This window comes from Nocardia sp. NPDC004415, from assembly GCF_053602435.1.
In genome coordinates, this window is the sequence record NZ_JBSGDP010000113.1 from 1 (window position 1) to 6,753 (window position 6,753).

The 6,753-nt window shown below is 66.4% G+C and carries 6 protein-coding genes and 1 pseudogene; 6 read left to right on the plus strand and 1 reads right to left on the minus strand.

Annotated features, from left to right (window positions below):
• Window positions 1–92 precede the first annotated feature (92 nt).
• The gene (locus tag ACWEMY_RS28935; protein ID WP_452392566.1) at window positions 93–767 is read right to left on the minus strand and encodes a S1 family peptidase; all 675 of its coding nucleotides are present in this window, start codon (window positions 765–767) and stop codon (window positions 93–95) included.
• Between the two features lie 517 nt (window positions 768–1,284).
• On the opposite strand from ACWEMY_RS28935, the gene ACWEMY_RS28940 reads away from it, so the two are divergent.
• From ACWEMY_RS28940 to ACWEMY_RS28965, 6 genes and pseudogenes are all read left to right on the plus strand, one after another.
• Window positions 1,285–2,139, plus strand: a complete 855-nt coding sequence (locus tag ACWEMY_RS28940) for an MlaE family ABC transporter permease (RefSeq protein ID WP_375931944.1) — start codon at window positions 1,285–1,287, stop codon at window positions 2,137–2,139.
• 3 nt (window positions 2,140–2,142) lie between these two features.
• Window positions 2,143–3,006, plus strand: a complete 864-nt coding sequence (locus tag ACWEMY_RS28945; RefSeq protein ID WP_375931941.1) for an MlaE family ABC transporter permease — start codon at window positions 2,143–2,145, stop codon at window positions 3,004–3,006.
• Between the two features lie 6 nt (window positions 3,007–3,012).
• A complete protein-coding gene (locus ACWEMY_RS28950) occupies window positions 3,013–4,515 on the plus strand; it encodes an MlaD family protein (RefSeq protein WP_452392567.1) in 1,503 nt (500 codons plus the stop codon).
• A complete protein-coding gene (locus ACWEMY_RS28955) occupies window positions 4,512–5,537 on the plus strand; it encodes an MCE family protein (protein ID WP_375931935.1) in 1,026 nt (341 codons plus the stop codon). Before ACWEMY_RS28950 ends, ACWEMY_RS28955 begins: the two co-directional genes overlap by 4 nt.
• Window positions 5,534–6,529 carry an MCE family protein gene (locus tag ACWEMY_RS28960; protein ID WP_375931932.1) on the plus strand — a complete coding sequence of 332 codons (996 nt, stop codon included), beginning with the start codon at window positions 5,534–5,536 and terminating at the stop codon, window positions 6,527–6,529. The genes ACWEMY_RS28955 and ACWEMY_RS28960 overlap by 4 nt, the downstream gene beginning before the upstream one ends.
• Window positions 6,526–6,753, plus strand: a pseudogene (locus ACWEMY_RS28965) (mammalian cell entry protein); the annotation flags it as partial. The gene ACWEMY_RS28960 and the pseudogene ACWEMY_RS28965, both read left to right, overlap by 4 nt.

Consider the following 6,753-nt stretch of genomic DNA (forward strand, 5'->3'; position numbering starts at 1 on the left):
GTCCTGGCCCGCGACGTAGTAGGGGCCGCCGAAGTCGACCTTCTCCTTGCGCTTGCCGCCAGGGGCCGCGAACCCGCGGCGCCAGCCGCCTTCTACACAGGGTGGTAACCCGCGCCTTGGGCGCCTCGGGCGTTCATGTCGTTCATGATGGCGTTCATGTTGGTGCCGACCTCGGGGCCGAAGCAGGCCACCGCCAGATAGGCGTTCACCATCCCGACCAGCGTCGAGCCGATCACCACCGGCGCGCCGGAATCGCCTTCCACCACGCACATCTGCGACCAGGTCTCCATGTTCGTCTGGAAGACGTCACCCCAGGTGATGCCGCAGGTGTTGCCGGTGGTCCGGCCTTCCTTACAGACGATGTTGGGGAACTGGGCCGGTGCGCCGACACCGGTGATGGTGACGTTGCCGATCCGGTTGACCGGCACGATCCGGCCGGGCGTGAACTCGATGACCGCGTAGTCGAGGTCGGCGTTGCTGTAGACGAAGCGCCCGATCTGGCCGTAGCCGGGATCGACCTCGGCGGCGACCGAGGCGCCCGCGTCACCGCAGTGGCCCGCGGTGAGCCCGACGAGGCGGCCCGCGCCGTCGTGTCCGACCGTCGTGAGGGTGCATTGGAACGCGTTGTCGATGACGATGCCCGACCCGCCGCCTAGCACCGGGGGTCCGGGTTGAGCCTGGGAAGCGCCCGCGCCGGTACCGATCAGCGCGGCACCGAGGGCGACGGCGAAGGCGGCGTTGGCCACCTTGGCGAGTTTGCTGAACATGTCCCTCCAGACGTCGGAAGCCCGCACGATATCAATTCGATCTGGCTATCGTGCCTGTATTACGTCCCGGGCGCGCCCCGTCGATGCGCCGGTCGGCACACTCTCCGCGAACAGTGTGTGGTTGCTGCCTACCAGTACCCGGGTTGCGACACTCCGCGATAGCGAATGTCTATCGAAATTGTGATCAACCGTCCATTTCGAGGCGGCCTCGTGATTGGTTCCGGTATTCCGACGGGCCATTCGTTATGAATGACAGTTTTCCGCAATATTTGTTTCCCGCGACCGTCGGTACTGGGAAACCATGTCCGAAACGACATCCGGCTGAATCGAACCTGCATTGACAATTACGGGCTGTATGGTCCGGGATGGCAGGGCTCATAGCAGTTCTGGACAGTGACGTCGATCTATGACTGCGCTCACATGTCGGTGGTGTGTTCTGCGCTACTCCGTAGTAAGGTGCGTCAAGCAAACAAGTCGTCGGGGTGTTGATGACCTGGCGTCGAGAGGGGTATTAGCAGTGCAGTCGACCAAGAGTCCGCCCACACGTTCACGAGTCAGTGAAGCTGTCGACTGGACCAAGGGCCTTTGGGACGACCATCCGAAGAAGTCCCTCGAGACGTTCGGTCGACAGATCACGATGGGTATCGAGGCGATCACGGAGTTGATCGTCGCGATCTTCCGCCGGCGCTTTCCCTTCGACGAGTTCGTCCGCCAGTGCGCGTTCATGGCCAACGTCGCCGCCGCGCCCACCCTGCTCGTCGCCATCCCGATCGCGGTCATCGTGTCGATCCAGGTCGGCGCGGTCGCCGGTCAGGTCGGCGCGACCTCGTTCATCGGCGCGGCCAACGGCCTCGGCATCATCCAGCAGGGCGCCCCGCTGGTCACCTCGATCATGATCGCGGGCGCGGTCGGTTCGGCGGTCTGCGCCGACCTCGGCTCGCGCACCATCCGCGAAGAGATCGACGCGATGAAGGTGATGGGCGTCGACCCCCTGCGCAGGCTGGTCGCCCCCCGGCTCGGCGCGGCGATGCTGGTCAGCCTGCTGCTGTGTGGCTTCGTGGTCTTCGTCGGCTTCATCACCGGCTACATGTTCAACATCTTCGCCCAGGCGGGTACGCCCGGTTCGTACATGAGCACCTTCGCCTCCTTCGCGGTCACCCGCGACCTGGCGGTGGCGCTGCTCAAGTCGGTGATCTTCGGCATCATCGCCGCGATCATCGCCTGCGACTCCGGCCTCAACGCCCGCGGCGGCCCCGGCGGTGTCGCCAACGCGGTGAACTCGGCGGTCGTGAGCTCGATGGTCATGCTGCTCGGCGTCAACGTCGCGATCACGCAGATCTACGCCGCTGTCTTTCCCCCCCAGGTGGTCTGAGCCATGTCATCAACGTACGTACCTCCGCTGCTACGGCCCATACGCCAGCTCAAGGCCGCAGGCCGGGCGCCGATCGATCTGCTCGCGCGCCTCGGCCACCAGGTCTTCTTCTTCCTGCGCTCGGTCGGCTCGATCCCGCTGGCGTTCAAGCAGTACCCCAAGGAGATCTGGCGTCTGCTCTCCGACGTCACCTGGGGCAACGGCAATATCGTCGTCGGTGGTGGCACCATCGGCGTCATCCTGATCATCAGCGCCTTCGGCGGCATGACGGTGGCCATCCAGGGCTACACCTCGCTGAACCTGCTCGGCCTGAGCCCGATCACCGGTGCCATCTCGGCCTTCGCCACCACCCGTGAACTCGGCCCGCTGCTCGCGGCGCTGGCCTTCGCGGCGCAGGCGGGCTGTCGATTCACCGCCCAGCTCGGCGCGATGCGCATCTCCGAGGAGATCGACGCGCTCGACTCGATCGCCATCCGCCCGCTGCCCTACCTGGTCAGCACCCGGATGATGGCGGCGGTCATGGCCATCGTGCCGCTGTACTGCATCGGCCTGGCCACCGCCTACCTGGCCTGCTCGGTCACCGTCGGCCTGATCGGCGGCACCGCGCCGGGCACGTACTCGCACTACTTCTACCAGTTCCTGGTACCGACAGACGTGCTGTACTCCCTGCTCAAGGCGATCATCTTCGTCATGATCACGACCTTCATCCAGTGCTACTACGGCTTCTTCGCCTCCGGTGGTCCCGAAGGCGTCGGCGTGGCGGCGGGTCGCGCGATCAAGATGTGCATCATCCTGGTCGTGTTCGCCGACCTGTTCATGACATTGGCGATCTGGGGCGTCGACCCCGGAATCAGAATCTCGGGGTAGCGCGCGATGATCATCGATCCCAGTGGGCGCGGACCCACCATGAAACAGCTCTACATCGCGGGTGCCTGCGGTGTCGTGGTGTTCGCCGTGATCCTCGGCTTCCTGATGGCCCGCTACCAGGGCTATTTCGTGCCGAAGGTCAACGTCGTGGCCAACCTGTCGACCACCGGTGACGGCCTGCCGTCCAAGGCCGACGTGAAGTTCCGCGGCGTGCTCGTCGGCGCCGTGAAGGATGTCGAGATCGCCAACAAGGGCGCCGAGCAGAAGGTGAACATCGAGCTCAAGCCCGAGTTCGCCGGCGACATCCCGAACAATGTCACCGCCCGCGTGGTGCCCAGCAACCTGTTCGCGGTCACCTCGGTGGAGCTGGTCTTCAACGGGCCGTCGAGCCAGTACCTGAAAGAGGGCTCGCAGATCCCCGAGGACCGCAGCGAGGGCACCATCGCGCTGCAGGACACCCTCACCACGGTGCGCGACATCCTCGACCAGGTCGACCCGGTGCAGCTGGGCCGCGTGCTCGGCACGCTCACCCAGGCCCTCGACGGCAGCGGCCGCGTCCCCGGTTCCACCATCCAGCGCCTGGACCACTGGCTGACCACCGTCGCCGAAGCGGGCCCGAACCTGGGCGGCATGCTCGACAACTTCTCCGCCTCGGCGCACGCGCTCAACCAGTCGGCGCCGGAGCTGATGGACGTGCTCGGCAGCTCGGTGCAGACCGCCACCACCATCGCCACCAAGCGTGATCAGCTGATCGCCCTGCTGGCCGGTGCGAGCGCCACCACCGACCAGGTCAACGACCTGTTCGCCAGCAACCCCGATGTCGGCAAGGAGGTGACCGTGGGTATGAACGCGACCCTCGGCGCCCTGGCCGCCGACCCGGGCTCGATCACCAAGACCTTCCAGGTCTTCGGTCCCTCGCTGGCCAAGCTGAACACCACCTTCCACGGTGGCCCGGCCAACCAGATGGTGTGGAACGCGGGTCTGACCTTCACCCCGTACAAGCCCAACACCGTCGCGGACTGCCCGCGCTACGGCGACCTGCTCGGCCCGAGCTGCTTCACCGCTCCCGCCGAGGTCTCGCTGCCGCCGCTGCCGGAGAACCTGCGCCCGCGGGCGCTGGACTCCGCCGCCGGACTTCCGCCGCTGCAGATGATCCCGGGCCTGCCCGACATCCCCGGCCTGACCTCCCCCGGCGCGCCGATGCAGACGGCCCAGGGCACCGAGGTGAAGCCGTTCGCCGGCACGCCGCTCGAGGGCCTGGTGCCCTCGATCCAGATCCCGGGCCTGCCCGGTGTGCTGGGTGGCGCGCCCGCTCCGGCGGCCGCGCCGGAACCGGCCGCCACGCCGGAACCGGCGACGGTGCCCGCGGGCACCCCGATCTCGTACACCGGCGACGCGGCGATGTCGAAGCTGCTGGGACGTGAACCGAACGTCTCGGAGTATCTGCTGCTCGGTCCGATCATGAAGGGCGGAACCCTGCACGTGTCCGAAAACGGGGGTGGCGCATGAGTATCCGCAAGCCACTGATCGGGTTCAGTATCTTCGCGCTCGTCTCGCTGCTGGTGACGGTCGTCGTGTGGAACACGCTGGCCCGCACGGTCGACGGCGACACCCGCAAGTACACCGCGATCTTCACCGATGTGCTCGGCCTGCGTCCCGGCGACGACGTCCGCATGGCGGGCGTGCGCGTCGGCAAGGTCGAGAAGATCGAGCTCGACGGCAAGAACGACGCCAAGGTGTCGTTCATCGTGCAGAGCGATCAGCCGGTCTTCGACGACACCAAGGCCCTTGTCCGGTACCAGAACCTGATCGGCCAGCGCTATGTGGCGCTGGCCCCGGGCCAGGCGCCGAGCCCGCAGGAGCTGCGCAGCGGGGCCACCATCCCGCTCGACCGCACCGAACCGTCCTTCGACATCTCCGCGCTGCTCAACGGTTTCCAGCCGCTGTTCCAGGCGCTCGAGCCCGCCGAGGTCAACGCGATGTCGGAGACGCTGATCCAGGCGCTGCAGGGCGACGGGGTCTCGCTGTCGGCGTTCATCGTGCAGGCCGCGCAGCTGGCGACCGATTTCCAGCGTCGCGACGCGATCCTGTCCGACGTGATCACCAACCTGTCCGGTGTGATGGCCGGGTTGGCCAAGCGAGGGGATGAATTGGAGACCCTGATTACCCAGACCAGGGCATTGATCGGCGGTCTCTACGACCAGGGCCAGTCGCTGCAGGCGTCCACCGTGACGCTGGCCGACGCGACCACCTCCCTGGTCGGCATGATGAGCAAGATCCAGCCCAAGCTGGCGATGGCGCAGAACTCGACCACCGCCGCGCTGAACCTGCTGCTGGCCAACGGCGCCAAGCTCGACCAGGCCGCCATCGACATGCCGTCGATGCTGGCAGACCTCGGCCGGATGACCTCCGAGGGCGCCTACGCCAACGCCTACCTGTGCGGCCTGGACGTCTCGCTCTACGGCGTGCTCTTCCCGCGTGGCATCTTCAGCCAGATCGGTGGCACCAGCCATTCGGAGGTGTGCCGATGAGCAAGATCAAGGCCACGTTCCTGGGCAACCGCAATTTCTGGCTCGGTGTCATCGGCTCGCTGGTGATCGTGCTGCTGCTGGTCGGCTCGACGGTCTACCAGTTCATCGGCATCGGCAAGCAGACCATCGAGGCGCAGTTCGTGCAGGCCGCGGGCATCAAGGTCGGTGACAAGGTCGCCGTGTCCGGTGTGCAGGTCGGCACCGTCTCGGGGGCGAAGATCGAGGGCGATCACGTGGTGGTCAGCCTCGATGTGGACAGCTCGCTGAAGTTCGGCCCCGACGCGCACGCCGCGATCAAGATGGCCACGCTGCTGGGCGCGCGCTACGTCGACCTGCAGCCCGGCGACGGCTCGGGCCTGAAGGACGACGTCATCCCGCGCGCCAACACCGACGTGCCGTACAACATCGCGGATGTGGTGCAGGTCGGCACGCCGAAGTTCGAGGAGCTCGACACCAAGCTGCTGGCGCAGTCGCTCAACACCATCAACTCCCAGCTCGGCGATTCGCCGGAGCTGGTCGCGCAGGCGCTCGACAGCGTCGGCGCGGTGGCCAAGGTGATCGACCAGCGCAAGTCCGATGTCGACGGGCTGCTCAAGGACCTCAACCGGGTCACCCAGCTGCTGGCCGACAACCGCAACTCGATCCTGCTGGTGATCACCCAGGGCGAGGCCATCGCCAACCGGGTGATGGAGCGGCAGAGCCTGCTGCGCCAGCTGCTCGACAACATCGCCACGCTGACCCGTCAGCTCGAGGAGATCGGTGCCGAGAACGGCAACCAGATCGGTGACACCATCGGCCAGCTCAACACCATGGCCGAGGGCTTGCAGAAGAACAAGGACAACCTCGACCGGCTGCTGCAGATCGGCCAGCCCACGGCGCGCTACTTCAACAACGCGCTGGGTAACGGCAACTACGGCGAGGTCTCGCTGCCGTGGCTGTTCCCCGACAACTGGCTGTGCTTCGTTCAGGTGATCCAGGGGTGCGCAGGATGAAACTGACCAACAAGCTCCGTGGCGCGCGCACCGTCGCGCGGACCATGATGATCGGCGCCACCGCGCTGGTTCTGGGCAGCTGCTCGCTGCTGCCCAGCCAGTTCGACGACGCGCTCGGCCGCTCGACCAAGATCACGGCCGATTTCGAGAACATCGCAGGCATGTACGAGGGCAACGAGATCATGGTCCTCGGCCTCGCGGTGGGCACCGTCGACAAGATCGTG

Excerpts from the sequence above, each read along its gene's own strand:
- ACWEMY_RS28955 (WP_375931935.1), top strand. The coding sequence starts at position 4,512 with ATGAGTATCCGCAAGCCACTGATCGGGTTCAGTATCTTCGCGCTCGTC.
- ACWEMY_RS28935 (WP_452392566.1), bottom strand. The coding sequence starts at position 767 with ATGTTCAGCAAACTCGCCAAGGTGGCCAACGCCGCCTTCGCCGTCGCC.
- ACWEMY_RS28950 (WP_452392567.1), top strand. The coding sequence starts at position 3,013 with ATGATCATCGATCCCAGTGGGCGCGGACCCACCATGAAACAGCTCTAC.
- ACWEMY_RS28960 (WP_375931932.1), top strand. The coding sequence starts at position 5,534 with ATGAGCAAGATCAAGGCCACGTTCCTGGGCAACCGCAATTTCTGGCTC.
- ACWEMY_RS28945 (WP_375931941.1), top strand. The coding sequence starts at position 2,143 with ATGTCATCAACGTACGTACCTCCGCTGCTACGGCCCATACGCCAGCTC.